This is a genomic window from Blautia sp. DFI.1.216 (assembly GCF_020594215.1).
Taxonomy (GTDB): domain Bacteria; phylum Bacillota; class Clostridia; order Lachnospirales; family Lachnospiraceae; genus Blautia_A; species Blautia_A wexlerae.
This window is the reverse complement of record NZ_JAJDML010000006.1, coordinates 1-20,254: the sequence shown is the minus strand read 5'-3', so window position 1 is coordinate 20,254 and position 20,254 is coordinate 1. Positions and strand designations below refer to the sequence as shown.

Below are 20,254 nucleotides of genomic sequence, written 5' to 3'. Positions count from 1 at the left end.
ATGAAAATGAATTTAAAAGAACAGCATATTGGAATTCCGACCAATGATCTTGTTCATTTTCTTCCTTTCTGGGAAAACGGGGTAAAGTTCTTTACAATTGAGGAACCGAATAAAGAGAAGGTTGAGTTCAGCCAGTACTTATAAAGTCAGGCGGTTAAATTCAGCGAGAAAAAGCATCTGTCAAAGCAGGTGCTTTTTGTTTTCAATATTTTATTGAGAAAAGCCTGAGAAAAGTTTAAAATAGGAAATAATAAAAAATAAACGAAAGGAGTTTTTATCATGAATAAGCGAACAGAGAGAATGAGCCGAAGTGCAGCTGAGAGAATTAACCGCAAAGATACAGTGATCAGACAGAATAATGCAGAACTTGAGGAGCTGAGGAATCAGTATGAGAATCTGGATATCTGTGAGGAGGATAAGCAGGTGATTGATGATTATATTGCCTGCAAAGATGCCAGAGCTGACAGGATGGCAGAGAAACTCTATGAAAAGGGACGAAAAGATGTAAAGAGATGTATCCGCATCCGAAAACTGATCCGCAGATGCATGATTCTGTCTGCCATTGTTACGGTGGTACTGATTCAGTATAATAAGAATGAGAAGCTGAGAGAAAGTCTGGAAGAACTACTGAAAATGTTCCGGGATGGAGTGTCGGACGAGGATTTATAACTGATATAAATAACGCAGATAAAAATGTACTTTCGGAATCTTTTTGCAAAAGCAAATACAAGGAAGACTCCGAGAGTGCATAAAACAAAAAAAGGAGCAAGAGACAGCATGGGAATACAAAGATACTCGATTATATACAGCAGTAAAACAGGGAACACAAAGAAGCTTGCGGAGAAGATCAGGGAGGTATTGCCTGAGGAAAACTGTGACTATTTTGGAACAGAAGGAGCGAAGGCTTTTTCTTCCGACATATTATACATTGGATTCTGGACAGATATAGGGAATGCAGATCCTGCAGCACTTGAACTGTTAAAGAGCCTGAGAAATAAAAAAATCTTTCTGTTTGGAACAGCAGGTTTCGGAGGCAGTGAAGCCTATTTCCAACAGGTTCTCGGGAAAGTTAAGGAATCTGTGGATGAGAGTAATACAGTGATGGGAGAATTTATGTGTCAGGGGAAAATGCCCCAGTCAGTCAGGGACAGATACGTAAAGATGAAAGAGAAGCCGGATCATGCACCAAACCTGGATGAACTGATCCAGAATTTTGACAGGGCGTTATCTCATCCTGACAATGAGGATCTGGACAGGCTGGAAGAAATAATCAGAAGAGACCTGGAAAAATAATTAAGTCTTGACTAACAGAGGGAACTGCGGTATAGTGCTCGTTACTAAAAAAGGTAATTCATAAATTTTTATAGATTTTCGCGAAAGAGAGGTAACGAGATATGACATTTTATCAGGAATTACAATTGAGTTCGACCGGCTCCAAACAGCTGATCAGAAGCACCACAGACCCAAAAGAGAAAAGACGGCACATTCTGATCTATAACTTTAAAGTGTATCTGGTCATGGCATTCTGTGTGGCAGTGGTAAGCATGTACAGCAAGCTTACAGGGAGCAGCAACAGTGTAGTTGGTGTTACTGTTCTGCTGGCAGTGCTTGTGCTACGGCAGGCAGATTTCGGGATCAGGACAACACATGGACTGCTTTCCATTGCAGGGATCTTCGGTATTCTTATGGCAGGACCCCGTCTGGCAAATATAGTGCCTCCGTTAGCCGCGTTTGCAGTGAATGCTGTGTGTATTTTACTGCTGATGATACTGGGCTGTCATAATGTGATCATGTACAATCATTCTACCTTTGTTCTGGGCTATTTGCTGCTTCTGGGCTATGATGTGACAGGAAAGGAATACACCTTCCGTGTGATCGGCTTGTTGGTGGGAATGGTGATCTGTATGATCGTCTTCTATAAGAACCAGAGAAACAGAGCCTATCGAAGAACCTTCCTGGATTTGTTCCGGGAATTTGATCTTAAGTCAGCAAGAAGCAGATGGTATGTGAAACTGACACTGATCGTATCCAGCGCAATGCTGTTTATGAATCTTCTGGGACTTCCCAGAGCAATGTGGGCAGGAATCGCCTGTATGTCCGTATGTCTGCCTTTTACAGAGGACTGTATCCCAAGGTCTGTGAGCAGAGGAATGTTTAATGTTGTGGGCTGTCTGCTGTTTATTGTGCTGTATCTGATACTTCCTAAATCTATGTATCCGTACATCGGAATGATCGGAGGAATCGGAGTTGGATATTCAGCAGGATATCCGTGGCAGACTGCATTTAATACATTTGGAGCGTTGTCTATTGCAGCAGGGATCTTCGGAATGCCGGCAGCAATAGCACTTCGTATAGGTGCCAATGTCCTGGGAGCAGCTTATACGGTAATCTGCAATAAAGTAACAGATAAAGTAGCAGAGTATATAGGCACAAATAAATGTGCAGAAAATCTTTCCTGACTGAAACTGCGGAGCGGTTATAAGCAAGTAAAAAAGCGGATGATTTTATCCGTCTGATATGTGTTCTGGGAATAGAGTGAATATTAACGTACAATGACAGAGGGAGAGAGAAAGAATATGAAACAGGATACCCTGGAAGGCAGGGCGAAAACGAAAAATGGTGTAAAACGATTATGCTTTTCCGCAGTATGTATTTTACTGGAAGCAGCTTTTATCATTGCTATGATCACAAAGCTGAATCAATATGCGGAGATTATCAATCTGATAACAAGGCTTCTTGCAGGTGTACTGGTTCTTAAGCTGTATGCGTCAGACCAGACTTCATCTATGAAAATGCCCTGGGTTATTTTGATCCTTGTATTCCCTATCTTGGGAGTGGGATTGTACTTACTGATTGGTCTCAATGGCGGTACCCGTAAAATGCGGGAGCGTTATGACCAGATCGACAGGGAACTTCTGCCGTTGCTTCCCAATGACAGTGAGTGCAGGGAAACGCTTGGCAGGAAAATCCCGAAGGCAGGCAATATTTCTGATTATATACAGAAAAATGCCTCCTATCCGGTCTATCAGAATACAGATGTTATTTATTATGATGAGGCAGTCAAAGGGCTGGAGGCTCAGCTGGCAGATCTGGCAAAGGCAGAGAAATTCATTTTTATGGAATATCATGCCATTGAGGATGCACAGGCCTGGCATAAAATCCAGAGAGTTCTGGAAGACCGCGTAAAGGCAGGCGTAGAAGTCAGAGTATTTTATGACGACATGGGTTCCATTGGGTTTATCAATACAGACTTCATTAAGAAAATGGAAAATGTGGGAATCCATTGCAGAGTGTTCAACCCTTTTACTCCGGGTCTGAATGTGTTCCTGAATAACCGGGATCACCGCAAGATCACAGTAATCGATGGAAAAGTGGGATTTACCGGCGGTTACAACCTTGCCAACGAATATTTTAATTTCACACATCCTTATGGACAGTGGAAGGATACAGGTATCCGTCTGGAGGGGGAGGCAGTCCGTTCCCTGACAGTAACATTCCTGGAGATGTGGAATGCTGTCAGTGATAAGGATAAAAATGACAGTGATTTTACCGGATTTCTGGTTCAGACAGATTATCAGGCAAAGCAGACAGGCTTTATCCAGCCTTATGCGGACAGTCCTATGGACCATGAACAGGTAGGCGAAGAGGTGTATATCAGTATGGTGAACAAAGCAGAAAAATATTGCTGGTTTATGACTCCGTACCTGATCATCACAGATGAAATGAGCCATGCTCTGTGTCTGGCTGCCAAGCGCGGGGTAGACGTGAGGATCATCACACCTGGTATTCCGGATAAAAAGATGATCTACAATATCACACGATCCTTTTACCATGGACTGGTGAAGCATGGAGTGCGTATCTATGAATGGACACCTGGTTTCTGTCATGCAAAGATAAGTGTGGCAGATGACTGTATGGCAACCTGCGGAACCATAAATCTGGATTACAGAAGTCTGTATCATCATTTTGAAAACGGCTGCTTTATGGCAGACTGCCAGGCAGTTCTGGATATCCGAAATGATCTTGCAGCAACAATGGATGAATGCCGTGAAGTCACAGAACAGTACAGTACCGGACGCAGCGCATATCTGCGATTGGGACAGCTGTTTATGAGGTTATTTGCGGGATTATTATAACACTTGGAAAAAAGCAGAATATCGTGTACAATGGAATGGGGAACAGCAAAACTATTATAAATATGGGAGGAATTTTAACTATGGATCTTTCAACCTTAGTAAAAATGTCAAATACTTATGGAAGCAACCCTGCCTATGTTCTTGCAGGCGGTGGCAATACTTCTGTAAAAGACGACACCACATTGTATGTAAAAGGCTCCGGTACACAGCTTGCCACAATTAAGGCAGAGGAATTTGTGGAAATGAGCAGAGCACGTTTGAATGAGATCATGAAAACAGATTATCCGGAAGACGATGTCAAACGTGAATCGCTGTATCTTGCAGATGTTATGGCTGCAGTAACAGATGCTGACAAAACAAAACGTCCAAGTGTAGAAGCACTGCTTCATAACTTATTTGCCTATACTTATGTACTGCATGTTCATCCTACACTTGTCAATGGACTGACCTGCGGAAAAGGCGCAAAGGAACTCAGCGAACAGATCCTTGGAAAAGATGTACTCTGGATCGATATCTGCAAACCCGGATATACGCTTGCACGTATCTGCTATGAGAAAATGAATGCTTATAAAGAAGAATACGGAAAAGATGTTCAGGTTCTTCTGCTCCAGAATCATGGAATTTTCGTTGCAGCAAATACTGTAGAGGAAATTGGAGCATTATTTGACGGCGTGATCAGTAAATTAGAGAAACAGGTAAAGAGAACTGCTGATGTCAGTGATGCTGTTACATCTGAAAAAGAACAGGCAGCAGAGAAGCTTTCCCGGTTACTGGGACATGCAGTAGAAGTTGTACCTGTAGCAGAAGCTGATAACTTCGTAAAAGATAAGGCAGCGGCTGCACCGCTTCTGAAGCCGTTTACACCGGATCACATTGTATATTGCGGACCATATCCGTTATTTGTAGAGGATATTGACCAGGCAAAAGCTGCGCTGGATGCATTTATGGCAGAGAATGACAAAGAGCCAAGACTGATCCTGGTACAGGGAGTCGGTGCCTTTATCATGGAAGATGATAAGGGAAAAGCTGCAAAAGCACAGCTTCTTGTAAAAGATGCCATTAAGCTTGCAGTATATGCAGAAAGCTTTGGCGGTCCGCTTCATATGACGGATGATATTACATACTTTATCACACATTGGGAAGCAGAAGCATATCGCAGTAAGAAATAATATAATAAGGGGCTGTCTTTTTTTGACAGCCCCATTTTGTTGGTTTAAACACTATATTTTTAAAGGAAAAGGTTTATTTTCAGCAAATCTTATTTCTCTTCTTTTTTCTCTTTGGCTTTCCCGGATTCAGGAATATTTCCCTCACCATAGTAAGCTTTCAGATAGATTTCTTTCAGTTCAGACATTAATGGATATCTTGGATTGGCACCGGTACACTGGTCGTTAAATGCCTGTTCGGTCATTTCGTCCAGAGTTTCAAGGAAGTACTTCTCGTCTACGCCGTATTCCCTGATCGTATGTTTGATCTCAATAGTATCCATCAGTTCCTGCAGTTTTTGGAGAAGCTTTTCAAATACTTCGCTGTCGTTCTTGCCTGTCAGACCTACAGAACGGCCAATCTCAGCGTAACGTGCAAGTGTGTGCGGATACTGATACTGTGGGAAGGTACCCATCTTAGCCGGAACTTCGGCTGCATTATAGCGCAGAACATGAAGCAGAACCAGAGCATTTGCAATACCGTGTGGAATATGATGGAAAGCTCCCAGCTTATGAGCAAGAGAGTGGTTTACGCCAAGGAATGCATTTGCGAAAGCCATACCAGCCATGCAGGAAGCATTTGCCATATGCTGTCTTGCTTCTACATCAGAACCATCTTTGTATGCACGTGGCAGATAGTTAAATACCAGTTTGATCGCATTTAATGCAAGACCATCTGTATAATCAGATGCCATCATGGAAGCATAGGCTTCAAGTGCATGAGTCATAACGTCGATACCGGAAGCACAGGTCAGTCCCTTAGGTGCGCTCATCATATTATCTGTATCAACAATAGCCATGTCAGGCATTAATTCATAATCAGCCAGAGGCCATTTGATACCTGTAGTCTTATCAGTAATGATAGCAAAAGGTGTTACCTCGGAACCTGTACCGGAAGATGTTGGAACAGCTATAAAGTAAGCTTTCTTACCCATATGCGGGAATGTGAAGATTCTCTTACGGATATCCATAAAGTCCATAGCCATATCATCAAAGTTGGCGTCCGGATTTTCATAGAGAACCCACATGATCTTGCCGGCATCCATTGCGGAACCACCGCCCATTGCGATAATGCAGTCAGGCTCGAACATTCTCATTGCAGCAGCACCGGCTCTTGCAGAAGCGAGAGATGGATCTGGCTCTACATCGTAGAAGCAGGTATGTACGATTCCCATCTGATCTAATTTATCTTCGATCTTTTTAGTATATCCATTCTTATAAAGGAAAGAGTCTGTTACGATAAAGCAGCGTTTCTTGTGCATAACAGTGCCAAGTTCATCCAGAGCAACCGGCAGGCAGCCTTTTTTGAAATAAACTTTTTCCGGTGTTCTAATCCAGAGCATATTTTCTCTCCTTTCAGCAACGGTCTTGATGTTAATGAGATGTTTTACACCTACGTTCTCAGATACGGAGTTGCCACCCCAGGAACCGCAGCCCAAAGTCAGGGACGGAACAAGTTTGAAGTTGTAAAGGTCGCCGATACCGCCCTGAGAAGATGGAGTATTGATGAGGATACGGCAGGTCTTCATAGCTGCTGCGTGTTTTTCCATTTTTTCCTTTTCTCTTGTGTCAATGTAGAGAGCGGAGGTATGTCCATAACCGCCGTCAGCTACAAGCTGTTCAGCTTTGGCAATCGCTTCGTCAAAGGTCTTGGCCTTGTACATGGCAAGTACAGGGGAAAGCTTCTCATGTGCGAATTCTTCGCTGATGTCTACAGATTCAACTTCACCGATCAGAATCTTTGTTTCAGGAGGAACTGCAACACCGGCCATCTCAGCGATAGTGGCAGCCTTCTGGCCTACGATCTTTGCATTCAATGCGCCATTGATAAGGATAGTTTTTCTTACTTTCTCTAATTCATCCGGTTTCAGGAAGTAACATCCTCTGTAAAGGAATTCTTCTTTTACTTTCTTATAAATGCTCTCAAGAACAGTTACAGACTGTTCGGAAGCACAGATCATACCATTGTCAAAGGTCTTGGAATGGATGATGGAGTTAACTGCCAGACGGATATCTGCACTGTCATCAATGATAACAGGAGTATTTCCGGGACCTACACCTAAAGCAGGTTTTCCGGAAGAATAGGCAGCCTTAACCATTCCGGGACCACCTGTGGCAAGGATGATGTCTGCTTCACGCATAACCTGATTTGTCAGATCAAGACTTGGAACATCAATCCATCCGATGATTCCCTCCGGTGCACCGGCTTCTACAGCAGCCTCCAGAACAACCTTTGCAGCCTCAATGGTACATTTCTTTGCGCGGGGATGCGGACTGATGATGATTGCATTACGTGTTTTCAGTGCAATCAGAGTTTTGAAGATTGCAGTAGATGTTGGGTTGGTTGTAGGAATAACAGCAGCAATCAGACCAATCGGCTCAGCTATTTTCTTAATACCGTAAGCAGTATCTTCTTCAATCACACCGCAGGTTCTGGTATTCTTATATGCGTTGTATACATATTCGGCTGCGTAATGGTTCTTGATAACCTTATCTTCTACAATACCCATTCCTGTTTCTTCAACAGCATTTTTAGCAAGCGGGATACGTGCTTTGTCAGCAGCAGTAGCGGCAGCTTTAAAAATCTTATCTACCTGCTCCTGGGTAAATGTTGCGAAAATCTTCTGTGCCTCTTTCATGGCTGCAATCTTTGCAGTAAGGGCTTCAGGGGTGTCGATGATGGTTGGGATAGTGTTCTCTTTTTTTGCCATTTGGGAATCCTCCTGTTTGTGTTTTCGTTAAAAGTATTTACCGTGACCTGTTATGTTTTTATTATACAAATAAACTGATTATTCGGTCAACAGTAACATTAATATGAGCATAACGAAATAGTGTGGTGAAAATTGTGCATAATCACGTAAATAATGTGAATAAAATATCAATTGTCAGAATATATGAGAAAAATTTAACAATATATGTTCTGTTGGCAACTGAGAGAAAGTTAAAAAAATAACGTTAATAAATTAACAACCTCGATGATGCTATTATATGACTTTGTTAATCATTTGTCAATTACAAAGCATATGAAAAAGTTAACAAATACTAACTGAGGATTTCGTGAAAATATAACAATATAATTTGTAGAAGGATTTATGTTTTTCCATATGTTTGCAGGAGATTAAGAGTTACTGTGAACGGAGTGAACAGTAATGATTAAGAAAAATTAAGCCCCGCAAAATCTGCGGGGCTTAATTTTTCTTAAGTTTCTATTTGTTTCAGGCTTTTCTGAAAGCGGCTCTCTTACGTTCTCTGGAATCCAGAAGTCTCTTACGGATACGGAGAGACTCCGGTGTAACCTCAAGGAGTTCATCCTGGTCGATGAAATCGATGGCCTGTTCCAGACTGAGAACTCTTGGTGGAGTTAATTTCAGTGCATCATCAGCGGAAGAAGAACGTGTGTTAGTCAGATGTTTTGTCTTGCATACGTTCAGCTCGATATCTTCGGCTTTACCATTCTGTCCGATAACCATACCGCTGTAAACCTTTGCACCAGGTCCGATAAACAGAGTACCACGCTCCTGGGCTGCGAACAGACCATAAGTAACAGCTTCACCAGCCTCGAAAGCGATCAGAGATCCCTGCTTTCTGTACTGGAAATCTCCCTTGTAAGGAGCATATCCGTCAAACATAGTATTGATGATGCCGGTACCCTTGGTGGAAGTAAGGAACTCACCGCGGAATCCGATCAGTCCACGGGAAGGAATGTGGAATTCCAGACGGACAGTACCGTCACTGGCAGTACTCATACCCTGCAGTTCACCTTTACGTTCGCTCAGCTTCTGGATTACAGTACCGGAAAATTCTTCCGGAACATCTACATAAGCAATTTCCATAGGCTCAAGCTTCTTGCCACGCTCGTCTGTTTTATACAGAACTTCCGGTTTACTTACTGCGAATTCATAACCTTCACGTCTCATGTTTTCAATCAGGACAGACAGATGAAGTTCTCCACGTCCGGAAACTTTAAATGCCTCAGTTGTATCAGTGTCTTCTACACGAAGGCTGACATCTGTGTTGAGCTCACGGTAGAGACGGTCACGAAGATGACGGGAGGTAATGTATTTACCTTCCTGACCGGCCAGCGGACTGTCATTTACGATGAAGTTCATGGCAATAGTAGGCTCGGAAATCTTCTGGAAAGGAATAGCTTCCGGATTATCTCCTGCGCAGAGAGTATCACCGATATGGATATCTGCGATACCGGAAATAGCAACGATAGCACCGATAGTGGCCTCTTTTACTTCAACTTTGTTCAGACCGTCAAACTCGTAGAGCTTGCTGATCTTAACTTTCTTACGTTTGTCCAGATCATGATGGTTTAACAGAGTCAGTTCCTGGTTAACAGCGATTGTACCGTTTTCAACTTTACCAACACCGATACGTCCAACGTATTCATTGTAATCAATCGTGCTGATCAGAACCTGAGTATCTGCCTCCGGATCTCCTTCCGGAGCCGGGATATATTTCAGGATTGCTTCAAATAACGGAGCCATATCCTTAGGAGTGTCGTTTAAGTCGATCACAGCATGTCCTGCTTTGGCAGAAGCATACAGGAACGGACAGTCAAGCTGTTCATCAGAAGCACCAAGATCCATAAGAAGTTCCAGAACCTCATCTACAACTTCATCCGGACGGGCTTCCGGACGGTCGATCTTGTTGATACATACGATTACATGAAGGTCAAGTTCCAGTGCTTTCTTAAGAACGAATTTTGTCTGAGGCATAGCACCTTCGAAAGCATCAACGAGAAGAATAACACCGTCTACCATCTTAAGTACACGTTCTACCTCGCCGCCGAAATCAGCATGTCCTGGTGTGTCAATGATGTTGATTTTTGTATTTTTGTAATGAACAGCTGTGTTCTTGGATAAAATAGTGATACCACGTTCACGTTCGATATCATTAGAGTCCATGACACGTTCCTGAACTTCCTGATTCTCACGGAATACACCGCTCTGTTTCAGAAGCTGGTCAACCAGAGTAGTTTTACCATGGTCAACGTGTGCGATAATGGCTACGTTACGGACATCTTCACGTTTTGTTCTCATAAAATGATTTTCCTTTCCTCTTTAAGCTTTGAATGGGTAACTGTTCGGCACACTGGCTGAACAGTTACCGGAATTGTTAATATTCATGTGTTATCAGCAGGATTATTTTGCTGCAAAAGCATTTTTCAAGCACGATATAATCTTGCAGATGAATTTGTTCCTATTATTATGTGTTTTTTTCTTCAATAAGTTACCCGAATTTTCAGTTTACCACATTTTCGCCAGATTACAAGGTGTTAAAATAATTTTTTTTATTTTTGCAGATTCTGGTTCTAAATGAGAATGCCTGTACATAACCTTATAAAGAACAATACAAGGTACAGAGGAGCATATGCGGGATCGTTGAAAAAGCAGAGACGATTTACGGTCTGCACTGCAGGCAGGGATTCTGACACAGGTGCTCTACAGGGAAGGAGAACCACATTATGGCAGATAAAATTATTGAAAACAATCAGGTATCTATGATGGGCAAAATTGCAGCAGGCTTTACATTCAGTCATCAGGTCTTTGGAGAAGGCTTCTATATGACTGAGCTGCTGGTCAAAAGGCTCAGTGATTCGGAAGACAGAATTCCGGTGATGGTTTCTGAACGGCTAGTGGATGTAACGCAGGATTATATCGGAGAATATGTGGAAATCCATGGACAGTTCCGCTCATATAACCGCCATGAGGAGAAGCACAACCGTCTCGTGCTTTCAGTATTTAGCAGAGAACTGAAGTTTGTGGAAGAAGAGGATGAAACAGTTCCGGTAAATCAGATTTTTCTGGACGGATATATCTGTAAGCCTCCGGTGTACCGTAAAACTCCTCTTGGAAGAGAAATTGCGGATGTGCTGCTGGCAGTAAATCGTCCGTATGGAAAATCAGATTACATACCATGCATCTGCTGGGGCAGAAATGCCCGCTATGCATCTGCGTTTGAAGTTGGCGGTCATGTCCTGATCTGGGGACGTATCCAGAGCAGAGAATATATGAAACGGATCGGGGAAAATGAAACAGAGAAGAGAGTTGCGTATGAAGTATCTGTAAGCAAGCTGGAATATATGGAATAATTCCATTGCCGCAGGCAATTTGGAATGAATTTTGGCCACGTTACTGTGAACGGAGTGGTTACTGTTCACTGGTGATATCCCGCGAGGTGTTTTTTGTGAGCGAAGGTCACAGAAAACCCGAGACATACCGCGCGAATTTATGCGATTAGCATAAATTGAGTTTGCAAAGCAAACGATACTCCTTGGGCTTTGCGCAAGGAGGTTCATATTTTTTGCATCGCGAAGCGTGTTGCTGAGAACGGAGTGAACAGTAACGATTACTGTAAACAGTAACACTTGCAATTCTTCATAAACTGCGGTAATATAAGCGTATTCAGATAACTATGGCAGCCTGCTGTTCCACGAAGCATTCCGGCGTGAATATGCCGGAAGCTCATCGCAGAAGTCGAAAACAGACTGCTGTTTATCATGTCTGTAATGACACAGAGAAGAAGGTACAATTTCAATAACGATAAGAGGAATTGTTTGTTATGGAAAAAGAATTTACAGAGGTTTACTGTGGCGGGGGAAAGGGAAAGACAACTCTGGCGATCGGTCAGTGTCTGAGAGCTTCCGCACAGGGTAAAAGCGTCATTATTATTCAGTTTCTGAAAGGAAGAGAGCGCAGGGAACTGGATTTTCTGGCGGAACTGGATAATCTGGATATTAAGATATTCCGTTTTGAGAAGCATGATGAAGGATATGAGGAACTGAATGAGCAGGAGAAGGCAGAGGAGAAAACCAATATTCTTAATGCTTTGAATTTTGCGCGCAAAGTGATCGCAACGCAGGAATGCGATTTTCTGCTCCTAGATGAGATTCTTGCACTTCCGGATTACGGGATCACCACTGCAGAGGCAATCGGTGATATCCTGAAGATGAAGGACGAGAGTATGCATATTCTGCTTACGGGACGGACGTTACCGGACAGCCTGCGTAAATATGCAGACAGCATAACTACACTGACAACAGAGATTGTATAAGGTGTATAAAACCTGATTATTGTTTATGAATGGACAGTAATCTGTATGGAAATTACAGAAGAATAAAGGAGGAAGGCAAATGGCAATTTTTAAAGGTGCAGGTGTTGCGATCGTAACCCCTATGTATGAAGATGGTAAGGTTAATTATGATAAACTGGAGGAACTTCTGGAGTATCAGATTGCAAACAGTACAGATGCGATCATTATCTGCGGAACAACAGGAGAATCATCAACGATGACGCATGGAGAGCATCTTAAGACAATTAAGTTTGCAATCGACAAGGTAAACAAACGTGTTCCGGTTATCGCAGGTACAGGTTCCAACTGTACGGAAACTGCAATTATGATGTCAAAGGAGGCTGCTTCTTACGGTGCAGATGCACTTCTTATAGTGACTCCATATTATAACAAGGCGACTCAGAAAGGACTGATCGCTCATTATACAGCTATTGCAGAGGCAGTTCCGGAAACACCAATCATTATGTACAATGTTCCGAGCCGTACAGGTTGTAACATTCAGCCTGCAACAGCAGTAGCTCTGGCTAAAAATGTTAAGAATATTGTTGGTATCAAAGCAGCAAGCGGAGATCTTTCACAGATTGCAACCATGATGTCCATGGCTGATGGCTGCATTGAACTCTACTCCGGAAATGATGATCAGGTACTTCCGATCCTTTCACTTGGCGGACTTGGAGTAATTTCCGTACTTTCTAATGTAGCTCCTAAGGAAACACATGATATGGTTATGAAATTCCTTGAAGGAGATACAAAGGGTGCAGCAGAAATCCAGTTAAAGGCAATCCCGTTAATTCATGCACTGTTCAGTGAAGTAAACCCGATTCCGGTGAAAGCAGCTCTGAATCTGATGGGTAAAGAAGTGGGACCACTTCGTATGCCATTATCCGAGATGGAAGATGCAAACAAGGCAAAACTCGCAGAAGAACTGAAGAATTTCGGAATTAAACTTGCATAAATATAACCGCAGGATTGTTCGGAAAATCAACTTGCCGATATACTGGAATTGAGAGGAATAGACAAATGGTAAAGATTATTATGCATGGCTGTAACGGTCACATGGGTCAGGTAATCTCCGGACTTGTGGAGAAGGATCCGGATGCTGAGATCGTAGCAGGTATCGATGTGGCAGATCAGGGAAAGAACAGCTACCCTGTATATACAAATATGGAAGAATGTCAGGTAGAGGCAGATGCCCTTATCGACTTCTCTTCTGCAAAAGCAACAGATGCACTTCTTGCTTACTGTGAGAAACGCAAACTCCCGGTTGTATTATGTACAACCGGTTTAAGCGAGAAGCAGCTCGCAAAGGTGGAAGAGACATCTAAGAATGTCGCAGTTCTGAAATCTGCAAATATGTCTCTTGGAATCAATACTCTGATGAAACTGCTTCAGAATGCGGCAAAGGTTCTGGCAACAGCAGGATTTGACATGGAGATTGTTGAGAAGCATCACAGACTGAAACTGGATGCACCAAGCGGAACAGCACTTGCACTGGCTGACAGCATTAATGAGGCAATGGATAACCAGTATCATTATATCTATGACCGCAGCCAGAGACGTGAGATGCGAGATGATAAGGAAATCGGTATCTCAGCAGTCCGCGGTGGAACAATCGTAGGAGAACACGAAGTGATCTTCGCAGGTCCGGATGAAGTGATTGAATTTAAGCATACTGCATATTCCAAAGCTGTATTTGGAAAGGGTGCTGTTGAAGCTGCGAAATTCCTTGCAGGCAAACCGGCAGGAAGATATGATATGAGCGATGTTATCAGTGCAAAATAATCAGGAATGCAGTAAAAATTGATAACTGGTAATTTTCAGTATCTTCATAGCAGTGAAATAAAATATATAAAAGGAAAGTGTATCTGATGTTTCAGAACACTTTCCTTTTTTGTAATATTGGCCTGTATGCTGCTATAATAATTCTGATCAATGATTATATGCGTAAGTCAGCAATGTTCTGGAATCCTGCCAGCGGGCAGAAGATGAATCTGCACCCAGGACAACAGAAATATAGGTGTTTCCCCTTGCGGAATAAGAAAGTCCGACAAAACAATAGCCTGCTTTGTTGGTATAGCCTGTTTTCATACCCTGAACTCCCGGAACATTGCCGAGCAGGGCGTTGGTGGTGCCGATAGAATAGCTTCTGCCGGTGTTGAGATTAGAGAAAGAATAATAGCCGGTGCTCACCAGTTTGCGGAACATAGGCTTTTTGATCGCATACTGGGCAATTTTTGCCAGGTCAGAAGCTGTTGTGTAATGGTTATACCCTGCATCCAGACCATTTGGGGTTGCGAAATGTGTATTCGTACATCCGATCTCTGCTGCTTTTTTATTCATTAATTTAACAAACTTTGCAGTGGAACCGCTGACGTGTTCGGCAATGGCAACTGCGGTGTCGTTGTGGGAGGGAAGCATCAGGGAATAAAGCAGATCTTTCAGATAAAATATTTCTCCTGCATTTGCATAAAGCTTGCTGGGTTCAATAGATGCTGCGTAAGGGGAGAACTTTACTTTTTCGTTTAATTTGCAGTTTTCAAGTGCAAGGATACAGGTCATAATCTTGGTTGTGCTGGCGTTGGCATGAGCAACATTTTCATTTTTGCCATAAATAATCTGACCGGTATCTGCATTCATGAGAAGTGCACAGTCAGAGGAAAGGGAATAATTTAATCCGGTGTGGGTGACAGTACCATTCTGGTTAAAGTAATAGTAAGTTCCCTTGATTTTGTGTTTTCCTGTAACTGCTTTTCCGTCTTTGCCAAAATAGTATTTCTTTCCGGATTTGTCAGTGTACCATCCGGTAACCATGGCACCGTCTTTACCGACATAGTAATAATTTCCTTTATATTTGATAAGAGAATTCTTTATCAGATATCCCTGAGATCTGGTTCCGAAATAATAATTTTTGCCTTTGATCGTATGCCAGCTGCACCAGCGGTGTCCGAGTTTGTTAAAATAATAGATCTTTTTGTCAATTTTCAGAAATACATTTTTGGCGATGGTTTTATCATCATAGCGGTAAATCCAGTAATCGCCGTCTTTTACAAATTTTCCCGATGCTGCGATATCAGGTTTCTGAAGTGTGGATGCATAGATAGTAGAAACACTGCAGGTAAACAGCAGGAAAAGTGCAGCCAGAAATATGAAAACAGAGCCGCGAAGTGAATGGTTCCTTTTTCTTTTCATGATAACCCCCTGTAAATATGAGTTATAGATATTCCGTAAAATACTGCAGTCAATCCATCTCATCAATGAGTGAAATCCTGCTATGGCAATGCGCTAGTGTGCCGACAAGTTGATTCTTGAAACAATCTTGCAGGATAAATTTTCTTATTTCAAGGCGGAGGAAGGAGGCGTAGCGGTGGCTACGGCGACCGACGACAACGCGGAAATAAGAAATTTAGACGCAAGATTGTTCGAGAAATCAACTTGTCGGTACACTAGATTGTAGGAGTATATATGTACGGAGTAATCTGTTTTGTGTTATTTAAATCATAGCATGAAAAGTAAATTTTTTCCAGAATAGTATTGAGTTTTTGGTACATATTAAAAACATAATATAAAAACATGAAAAGACGGAGAGGTTCTGCTGCATGGACCGGCAGAATGCTTTCCGGGAACAGGAGATGAATATGGGAATAAAGGTAAAAAAGATTCTGACAGGTACAGCACTTATTATGTCACTATGCATGTTCACAGCATGTGGGAATGCAAATAAAGCAGCTGATGAGGCAGACACAAACGAAGAAAATATGACGGATAATAATGCTGCAAACGATGATAACATGGAAAATAACGCAGGAGAAAACAATACAAATGGAAATAGCACATCAGGAAACAATGCGGCAGATAATAATGTAAATAATGGTGGAACCGTCACAGACAATGGAACTGCCGCAGAGGATGAAGCTGCAGAAAATGAGACAAAACAGAATAGCAATGCAACAGATAACACTGCAGATAATACCAGAATTGATGAAAACAACAACGGTGACGGCACAGTATCCGGTGAACTGGGAAACAGCGTCAAAGATCTGGGCGAAGGGGTAGGTAATGCTGTAGAAGATGTGGGTGATGCTGTTGGCAATGCGGCAGAAGGAAGATAGACATCAGGAATAATTTATGGTATTATCGTGTTAAATCGGTAAAATTTAAATAGTGTACTCCCGAAGTTTTATTGTATTTGTTTTTGCATCTAACTATAGCAATCATTGTAAATAATGCATATTGATTCAGCTCATCAGAGCGTGAAATCCGTTACTGTGAACGTCTTCCTTGTCTTTCGCACTCTGCTGAACTGTTTCAAATGCATTAATTTAAGAGGCTTGCTATAAGTACAAAAAGATTCTGAGAGTACATATAACGGATATGGAGGTATGGATTTTATGAAATTTCGCCCATGTATTGATATACATAATGGAAAAGTAAAGCAGATTGTAGGTGGAAGCCTTACGGACGTACAGGATCAGGCAAGTGAGAATTTTGTATCTGAGCAGGATGCATCTTTCTATGCAGAATTATATAAGAAGGCAGGGATAAAAGGAGGACATGTAATTCTGTTAAATGGTCATGACTCCCCATACTATGAATCAACAAAAGAACAGGCGATTCTTGCATTACATACTTATCCGGGAGGATTACAGATCGGCGGAGGAGTGAACCCGGAAAATGCAGGGGAATATCTTAGTGCAGGTGCCAGTCATGTAATCGTTACATCTTATGTATTTAAAGATGGAAGGATTTCCTGGGAAAATCTGAACAAAATGAAAGAGACTGTGGGAAAAGAGAAACTGGTTCTTGACCTGAGCTGTCGCAGAAAAGATGGAAAATACTATATTGTGACAGACCGCTGGCAGAAATTTACAGATGTCACTATGACACTGGATATTATGAAAGAACTGGGAAGTTACTGCGATGAGTTTCTGGTCCATGCAGTAGATGTGGAAGGAAAGGCACGTGGAGTTGAAACAGAACTTGCATCTCTGCTGGGGGAGTATAAAGGAAATCCGGTTACTTACGCAGGTGGAGTTGGCTCCATGAAGGATATTGAGGATCTGCGAAAATATGGAAAAGACAGACTGGATGTCACAGTAGGCAGTGCATTGGATCTTTTTGGCGGAAATATTTCATTCTCAGAACTGATTAAACTTTAACTAATTTTTATAGTAATCTCAGGAATCACAGTGAAAATGTACAGAACAATTACAGAATTTTTGCTATTTCCCCATAATGACAAAGGAACTTTAAAGTTATTTCTGAAGTAAACAGAAAAAATGTGAAATTTTAATAAAATAGTGTTAAAATTCAAAAATGTGTGTTATAATAGATTCATCAAACAGCAAAGGGGATGGAAGCATGAAGTTTATCATCAGCGGAAAAAATATTACAGTTACAGAAGGTCTTAAGACAGCAGTCCAGGACAAGCTCAGTAAACTGGAAAGGTATTTCACTCCTGACACCGAAGTTGTAGTAACTTTAAGTGTTGAAAAAGAAAGACAGAAAATTGAAGTGACAATCCCTGTAAAAGGAAATATCATTCGTTCCGAACAGGTAAGCAATGACATGTATGTATCAATCGATCTGGTAGAGGAAGTCATTGAACGTCAGCTTCGCAAGTACAAAAATAAAATCGTAGACAAACAGCAGGCAGCAGCCAACTTCCAGAAAGCATATCTGGACAAGGACTACGATGAGGATGAAGAAGTTAAGATCATCCGTACCAAGAAATTCGGAATCAAACCAATGTATCCGGAAGATGCATGCGTACAGATGGAACTGCTCGGACATAATTTCTTTGTATTCTACAATGCAGAGACAGAGCAGGTAAATGTAGTTTACAAACGTAAAGGCAATACTTACGGTCTGATCGAACCGGAATTCTAAATCTGCTTATAAGATCAAAAATATGAAACATAGACAGCCATAAAAAAGTTTTCATAAAGAAAAGCTTCCTTACAGAGAGACAAAATGCCCCCTGTAAGGGAGCTTTTTTGTCAGGAAAAATATATACCTTTAGCGCATAAGGAATGCTTTGACGCAGTGGCCTAAATATGTTAAAATATCAAAAGATATTATGAAATTTGTAACTGTTCAGCAGTTAAAAAATTACAAGTTGAAATTCATTCCGGATTGTCTGCGGCAATGGAATATTGACTTGTATATTCTGGTGGAACGTTCTGTTGGAATGGATTGCTGAAGAATAGTTACCGAAATTTTATAAATGAAGAAGTGTAAAAAGAAGGAAGGAGCACAAAAATCATGAGAAAAGCCGGAGTATTAATGCCAGTTTCCGCACTTCCGTCCCGTATTGGTGCCGGAGAACTTGGAGAATCTGCATTCCAATTTATCGAGTTATTAAAGGAGAATCATGTAACGATATGGCAGATACTGCCACTGAATCCGGTTGGCTATGGTAATTCCCCATACCAGCCATATTCCTCCTGTGCAGGGGATGAGTTGTATATCAGTCTTGATGCGCTTGCAGAGGAAGGTCTGTTAAAGGAACATCCAAAGGAATTTCAGAAGAGAGCTACAAGAGTAGATTATGAGGCTGTCCGCCAGTACAGAGAGCCTTTCTTAAGAACTGCGTTTGATGTTTTTACAGAGAAAAAGGGACAGGAAGAAACAGCATATAAAGAATTTGCTTCACAGGAATGGGTATATGAGTATGGTGTGTTCCGCGCATTAAAGAAAGCAAATAACGGAGAATGCTGGAATGACTGGCCGAAAGAATACAGAACCTGGCCGGAGAACAGACAGAAGTTACCGGCAGAGGTGGAGACAGAGGCACAGTATCAGATGTTTCTTCAGTATATTTTCTACACACAGTGGATGAAGGTGAAGAAGGCTGCAAACGATGCCGGAATCCAGATTATGGGAGATGTTCCTTTCTATGTGGGACAGGATTCTGTAGACGTATGGGGTGGAAAAGATAACTTTCTTCTTGATACAGATGGACGTCCGATCTTCATCGCCGGAGTACCGCCTGATTATTTCAGTGCTACAGGGCAGAGATGGGGAAATCCGATCTATGACTGGGAGCATATGAAGGAACAGGATTACAGATTCTGGGTGGACAGAATCGGCTATAGCAACAAATTGTTTGATATTATAAGGATCGACCATTTCCGGGCATTTGATACATACTGGAAAATTCCGGCAGACTGCCCGACTGCTATTGACGGTGAATGGATCGAGGCACCGGGATATGAGGTCATTGATACACTTCAGAAAGAAATTCCGGGATTAGATCTGGTAGCAGAGGATCTGGGGCTGCTTCGTCCGGAGGTTCTGATGCTGAAAGATCATTATCATCTGAAGGGAATGAAGATTCTGATCTTCTCCATAGAAACAGGTGGAAAATATGCCCGAGATACCTTCCATGATGTGGAAAACATGATTTTTTACACAGGAACGCATGACAATGATACGATCATGCAGTGGTATGGAAATATGAGTGCCGCAGCCAGAAGAAAAATCCGCAGGATGTTAAAGAAGGCGGGAGCATCACAGGGCTCTGTCAAGGACAGATTTCTCCAGTATACCATGCAGAATCAGGCAGAATATGCGATCATTCCGTTGGCAGATATTCTTGGACTTGGAAAAGAGGGCCATATCAACACACCGGGAACCATTGGTTCTCCGAACTGGGAGTGGCATTTACCGGATTTTATACAGGCCAAAAAGGAACTGCAGAAATTTGGCAGACTGATCGTGGATACAAAGCGATAAATTTGTTACTGTTCACACACCACTATCCCGCGAGGTGTTTTGGTATGAATATGCCAAAATCCCGAGACATACAAGCCAAAATTCCATTGCCGCAGGCAA

16 protein-coding genes and 1 pseudogene are annotated in these 20,254 nt (G+C 42.0%); 14 read left to right on the top strand and 3 right to left on the bottom strand.

Annotated features, from left to right (window positions below; all coding sequences use genetic code 11):
* Positions 1 to 39: 39 nt before the first annotated feature.
* From LJE11_RS03685 to LJE11_RS03660, 6 genes and pseudogenes are all read left to right on the top strand, one after another.
* A pseudogene (locus LJE11_RS03685) lies at positions 40 to 144 on the top strand (VOC family protein); the annotation flags it as partial.
* A gap of 135 nt (positions 145 to 279) precedes the next feature.
* Entirely contained in the window at positions 280 to 669 is a 390-nt protein-coding gene (locus LJE11_RS03680; protein ID WP_227295544.1) for a hypothetical protein, read from the top strand.
* Between the two features lie 108 nt (positions 670 to 777).
* Positions 778 to 1,293, top strand: a complete 516-nt coding sequence (gene bilS / locus LJE11_RS03675) for a flavodoxin family protein BilS (protein ID WP_161275848.1) — start codon at positions 778 to 780, stop codon at positions 1,291 to 1,293.
* A 101-nt stretch (positions 1,294 to 1,394) separates the two neighbouring features.
* Positions 1,395 to 2,459 carry an FUSC family protein gene (locus LJE11_RS03670; RefSeq protein ID WP_055053773.1) on the top strand — a complete coding sequence of 355 codons (1,065 nt, stop codon included), beginning with the start codon at positions 1,395 to 1,397 and terminating at the stop codon, positions 2,457 to 2,459.
* Between the two features lie 117 nt (positions 2,460 to 2,576).
* Complete coding sequence (gene cls, locus LJE11_RS03665; RefSeq protein WP_055053772.1) at positions 2,577 to 4,136, top strand: cardiolipin synthase; 1,560 nt, start codon at positions 2,577 to 2,579, stop codon at positions 4,134 to 4,136.
* An 80-nt stretch (positions 4,137 to 4,216) separates the two neighbouring features.
* A complete protein-coding gene (locus LJE11_RS03660) occupies positions 4,217 to 5,305 on the top strand; it encodes a class II aldolase/adducin family protein (RefSeq protein WP_227295542.1) in 1,089 nt (362 codons plus the stop codon).
* Positions 5,306 to 5,394: 89 nt separating this feature from the next.
* Here LJE11_RS03660 and adhE read toward each other — a convergent pair whose 3' ends face one another.
* On the bottom strand, positions 5,395 to 8,052 hold the full coding sequence (gene adhE, locus LJE11_RS03655; protein ID WP_227295540.1) for a bifunctional acetaldehyde-CoA/alcohol dehydrogenase: 2,658 nt from the start codon (positions 8,050 to 8,052) through the stop codon (positions 5,395 to 5,397).
* Positions 8,053 to 8,556: 504 nt separating this feature from the next.
* Positions 8,557 to 10,389, bottom strand: a complete 1,833-nt coding sequence (typA, locus tag LJE11_RS03650) for a translational GTPase TypA (protein ID WP_055053769.1) — start codon at positions 10,387 to 10,389, stop codon at positions 8,557 to 8,559.
* A 425-nt stretch (positions 10,390 to 10,814) separates the two neighbouring features.
* On the opposite strand from typA, the gene LJE11_RS03645 reads away from it, so the two are divergent.
* From LJE11_RS03645 to dapB, 4 genes are all read left to right on the top strand, one after another.
* Positions 10,815 to 11,441, top strand: coding sequence for a single-stranded DNA-binding protein (locus LJE11_RS03645; RefSeq protein WP_008706256.1), 627 nt, complete (start codon positions 10,815 to 10,817; stop codon positions 11,439 to 11,441).
* Between the two features lie 470 nt (positions 11,442 to 11,911).
* Entirely contained in the window at positions 11,912 to 12,403 is a 492-nt protein-coding gene (locus LJE11_RS03640) for a cob(I)yrinic acid a,c-diamide adenosyltransferase (RefSeq protein WP_022381314.1), read from the top strand.
* A gap of 79 nt (positions 12,404 to 12,482) precedes the next feature.
* Entirely contained in the window at positions 12,483 to 13,376 is an 894-nt protein-coding gene (gene dapA, locus LJE11_RS03635) for a 4-hydroxy-tetrahydrodipicolinate synthase (RefSeq protein WP_008706258.1), read from the top strand.
* A 65-nt stretch (positions 13,377 to 13,441) separates the two neighbouring features.
* The gene (dapB, locus tag LJE11_RS03630) at positions 13,442 to 14,203 is read left to right on the top strand and encodes a 4-hydroxy-tetrahydrodipicolinate reductase (RefSeq protein ID WP_055150696.1); all 762 of its coding nucleotides are present in this window, start codon (positions 13,442 to 13,444) and stop codon (positions 14,201 to 14,203) included.
* Between the two features lie 147 nt (positions 14,204 to 14,350).
* Here the strand turns inward: dapB and LJE11_RS03625 are convergent, their stop codons facing one another.
* A complete protein-coding gene (locus LJE11_RS03625; protein WP_227295538.1) occupies positions 14,351 to 15,610 on the bottom strand; it encodes a D-alanyl-D-alanine carboxypeptidase in 1,260 nt (419 codons plus the stop codon).
* Positions 15,611 to 16,017: 407 nt separating this feature from the next.
* Here LJE11_RS03625 and LJE11_RS03620 point away from each other — a divergent pair, with 407 nt between their 5' ends.
* From LJE11_RS03620 to malQ, 4 genes are all read left to right on the top strand, one after another.
* Positions 16,018 to 16,530, top strand: coding sequence for a hypothetical protein (locus tag LJE11_RS03620; RefSeq protein ID WP_055060079.1), 513 nt, complete (start codon positions 16,018 to 16,020; stop codon positions 16,528 to 16,530).
* Positions 16,531 to 16,809: 279 nt separating this feature from the next.
* The gene (hisA, locus tag LJE11_RS03615) at positions 16,810 to 17,577 is read left to right on the top strand and encodes a phosphoribosylformimino-5-aminoimidazole carboxamide ribotide isomerase (RefSeq protein ID WP_008706264.1); all 768 of its coding nucleotides are present in this window, start codon (positions 16,810 to 16,812) and stop codon (positions 17,575 to 17,577) included.
* A 202-nt stretch (positions 17,578 to 17,779) separates the two neighbouring features.
* Positions 17,780 to 18,307: a ribosome hibernation-promoting factor, HPF/YfiA family gene (gene hpf, locus LJE11_RS03610; protein WP_008706266.1), complete on the top strand. Its 528-nt coding sequence runs from the start codon at positions 17,780 to 17,782 to the stop codon at positions 18,305 to 18,307.
* A 375-nt stretch (positions 18,308 to 18,682) separates the two neighbouring features.
* Positions 18,683 to 20,155 (top strand): 4-alpha-glucanotransferase, encoded by a 1,473-nt coding sequence (gene malQ, locus LJE11_RS03605; RefSeq protein WP_173700694.1) that lies wholly within the window; start codon positions 18,683 to 18,685, stop codon positions 20,153 to 20,155.
* The last annotated feature ends 99 nt before the right edge of the window (positions 20,156 to 20,254 follow it).

Bases quoted from the DNA above. Each gene is read 5' to 3' on its own strand.
- LJE11_RS03680 (WP_227295544.1), top strand. From the start codon at position 280: ATGAATAAGCGAACAGAGAGAATGAGCCGAAGTGCAGCTGAGAGAATT.
- bilS (WP_161275848.1), top strand. From the start codon at position 778: ATGGGAATACAAAGATACTCGATTATATACAGCAGTAAAACAGGGAAC.
- LJE11_RS03670 (WP_055053773.1), top strand. From the start codon at position 1,395: ATGACATTTTATCAGGAATTACAATTGAGTTCGACCGGCTCCAAACAG.
- cls (WP_055053772.1), top strand. From the start codon at position 2,577: ATGAAACAGGATACCCTGGAAGGCAGGGCGAAAACGAAAAATGGTGTA.
- LJE11_RS03660 (WP_227295542.1), top strand. From the start codon at position 4,217: ATGGATCTTTCAACCTTAGTAAAAATGTCAAATACTTATGGAAGCAAC.
- adhE (WP_227295540.1), bottom strand. From the start codon at position 8,052: ATGGCAAAAAAAGAGAACACTATCCCAACCATCATCGACACCCCTGAA.
- typA (WP_055053769.1), bottom strand. From the start codon at position 10,389: ATGAGAACAAAACGTGAAGATGTCCGTAACGTAGCCATTATCGCACAC.
- LJE11_RS03645 (WP_008706256.1), top strand. From the start codon at position 10,815: ATGGCAGATAAAATTATTGAAAACAATCAGGTATCTATGATGGGCAAA.
- LJE11_RS03640 (WP_022381314.1), top strand. From the start codon at position 11,912: ATGGAAAAAGAATTTACAGAGGTTTACTGTGGCGGGGGAAAGGGAAAG.
- dapA (WP_008706258.1), top strand. From the start codon at position 12,483: ATGGCAATTTTTAAAGGTGCAGGTGTTGCGATCGTAACCCCTATGTAT.
- dapB (WP_055150696.1), top strand. From the start codon at position 13,442: ATGGTAAAGATTATTATGCATGGCTGTAACGGTCACATGGGTCAGGTA.
- LJE11_RS03625 (WP_227295538.1), bottom strand. From the start codon at position 15,610: ATGAAAAGAAAAAGGAACCATTCACTTCGCGGCTCTGTTTTCATATTT.
- LJE11_RS03620 (WP_055060079.1), top strand. From the start codon at position 16,018: ATGGACCGGCAGAATGCTTTCCGGGAACAGGAGATGAATATGGGAATA.
- hisA (WP_008706264.1), top strand. From the start codon at position 16,810: ATGAAATTTCGCCCATGTATTGATATACATAATGGAAAAGTAAAGCAG.
- hpf (WP_008706266.1), top strand. From the start codon at position 17,780: ATGAAGTTTATCATCAGCGGAAAAAATATTACAGTTACAGAAGGTCTT.
- malQ (WP_173700694.1), top strand. From the start codon at position 18,683: ATGAGAAAAGCCGGAGTATTAATGCCAGTTTCCGCACTTCCGTCCCGT.